This window comes from Methanobrevibacter sp. (assembly GCF_045646045.1).
Classification (GTDB): domain Archaea; phylum Methanobacteriota; class Methanobacteria; order Methanobacteriales; family Methanobacteriaceae; genus Methanocatella.
This window is the reverse complement of the sequence record NZ_JAZRJY010000059.1, coordinates 1-2,621: the sequence shown is the minus strand read 5'-3', so window position 1 is coordinate 2,621 and position 2,621 is coordinate 1. Positions and strand designations below refer to the sequence as shown.

Below are 2,621 nucleotides of genomic sequence, written 5' to 3'. Positions count from 1 at the left end.
ATTTTTAGGAGTTATTTTTAGGAGTTATTTTTAGGAGTTATTTTTAGGAGTTATTTTTAGGAGTTATTTTTTGGATTTATTGTCCAGATTTTATAGTTGTTTAAAGTTTCTGTAAAACATTATAAAAAATTCACAAATTTTTTAGGAAGTACTGGCATTTTATTCATTAAAAATAAATACAATCAAATTGAATATATATTATTGAAGATTTAAGAATCTTAAGTCATTCCTAAGGTGAAAAAACATGTCTAAGAAAATTAAAATCTGTGCTGTAAAAACATACGAAAATGGGTTTATGCTTCAACCATTTGCTTTCGGTGGAGAAGATGGGATGGAAAGCTTTGACCCATCAGTAAAATATCGCGCTAGCCTTCAAAACTATTTGATTGATACTGGAGATGAAGTAATCCTTGTAGACACTGACATTCCAATCGAGTTTCCGGATATGGAAATAGACGAAGATACCATGATTTATAATGGAAGCAGAATAACCGATTACCTATCTGCATTAAATGAATTAGGATATAAGCCTGATGATATTTCAAAGATCCTCATTACTCACAAGCACCCGGACCATACTGGTGAATTAAGAAATTTCCCTAATGCCAAGGTTTACATGTCTAAGACTGAAGCTGAAGACTTGGAGTTAGAGGGAGACAATATAATCCCAGTTGAATATGACAGCGGAAGCTATTATAATTTTGAAAAGTCACAAAAAATAGCAGATGGTGTATATTTGATTGAAGCTATTGGTCATACTAAGGGAAACAGCATTGTAATTGCAGAGGACGATGGATTATTTTGCATGATTCATGGTGACATTACATATACTGATGAGGCTTTGTATGAAAATAAGCTATCAATTGTTTTTGAAGATCTTCCTAAAGCAAGGGAAACTTTGGATAATGTACGTGAGTTCATTTCAAACAATCCAACAGTATACTTATCAACCCATACTCCATATGGTCCTGAAAATCTTGAAAACAAGAAGGTTGCTGATTTAGACAATCCTCCAGAACCTATTTATTTTGAATAGATAGTTTTTAATGTTTTTTAATTTTTTATTTTTTTTATAATTATTAATTTTTGGCCTTGTTGAAATCCTATATTTGATTTAATTGGATTGATCTGTATATGTTATAGCTTAAACATTTGAGTTTGGTTTCTTTATTTAAGAGTTTGGTGCTTCTGCTTGAATTAATACCACTAAAATGTCTTTTTATTACGCTAAAGACACTTTCAACATTGTTCCGTCGGTTATAGATTGGTTTTCTGAAAACATATCTGCTTCGTTTTCTGAAATAACCTGTTTTGACGTTTGTTTTATTTGGAATTATGTCAAAAGCATTAATTTCTTCATTAATGATTGTTCTGATGTTTTCTGTATCATATGCTTTGTCACAGACGATATAATGTGATTTGAACCGTTTCATTTTCCTTATGCTGGCATCGGCGAACTTTGTGTCATGCCTTGGGCCTCTTTGTGTCTGAAAATGGAGAATTAAACGACTGTCTACATCGATTGCAATATGGCATTTAATGTAGCTTTTTCGTTCTTTCTTGCGAATTATCGCGTAATATTTGTCTGCATGGTCGCTAGTGAATCCGGAGCCATCAAGAGCAATTATTTCGCACTTGTTTACAAAAATATTAACTATATAATCGTTAAAATTATGTAAAATTTTTGTTGGCAACTTTTTAAAGAATTTTTGCAAAGTGCTGTAATGGGGCGCTTTGGAAATCTTTAAAATCTTGCAAATATCGCCTGATAAGTCCAATAAATCACAAATCTTACGATAAGTAAGATTTAAATAGTTTTTTAAAGCTAAAATCGTGAATTTAGCAGCATTGGTATAAGTATGCTTTGAGAATTTACTGGAATAGTCTTTTAACATGATTTGAGCATATTCGTATGCGTAAATCACGAAAAGCTTAACGTGATTCTTGTTAAATTCACTTTTAGTGTCTTTCATCAGTCTTTTGATACATTTTTCGGTTGGATTTTCAGATCCAAATTCCGAAAGATTTAATTGTAATGAATTACAAAAGTAAGCACGGGGAATGAATGTTTTCACTTTCATAATAATATTTATTCCCCTTTTTAATAAATATAATTTACTATTGCTTATTTTTCTAATTCAAATCTTTAAAAATTATATAACGAAATATAAATTATTTTTTAGGATTTATATTTAATTTTACGAAATTTAAAGATTAATTTACAATAAAAATTGTATCAAAATAATAGGATTTCAACAAAACCATTAGTTTAAATCATCCAATTTAAAAATTTTATACTTAGGTACATCATCATAAAATCTATTTGTTAAAATAATAGAACGATCATCGTCAAATATCCTATACTTATCATCATTTGTTGAACTAATATTGCAAATATTTGAAAAACTACAAGTTTCACAATCCATGCTTGGATTGCACTCAAATCTAGACTTTTCTATCCCATTTGATATTTCTTCAAACTCTTTTTTTAAAACATCTACCGCATTTTCATTTAAATCAATAACGATCATTTCTCTTGACTTGATTGCATAAACTCTAAGCTCATCTATCTTAAGGTCAGTTTGCTCCCTTAAAGCAATTAAATAAGTATAAACCTGTTT

General features: G+C 29.6%; 3 protein-coding genes. 1 reads left to right on the top strand and 2 read right to left on the bottom strand.

What is annotated here, in order from left to right; genetic code table 11:
• The first annotated feature begins 244 nt into the window (after window positions 1-244).
• On the top strand, window positions 245-1,036 hold the full coding sequence (locus ACKI5C_RS03675) for an MBL fold metallo-hydrolase (RefSeq protein WP_407431864.1): 792 nt from the start codon (window positions 245-247) through the stop codon (window positions 1,034-1,036).
• Window positions 1,037-1,103: 67 nt separating this feature from the next.
• Here ACKI5C_RS03675 and ACKI5C_RS03670 read toward each other — a convergent pair whose 3' ends face one another.
• Window positions 1,104-2,081: an IS5 family transposase gene (locus tag ACKI5C_RS03670; protein WP_407431863.1), complete on the bottom strand. Its 978-nt coding sequence runs from the start codon at window positions 2,079-2,081 to the stop codon at window positions 1,104-1,106.
• A 183-nt stretch (window positions 2,082-2,264) separates the two neighbouring features.
• Window positions 2,265-2,621 (bottom strand): PD-(D/E)XK nuclease family protein (locus ACKI5C_RS03665; RefSeq protein ID WP_407431862.1); only part of this gene is annotated, 357 nt, incomplete at its 5' end.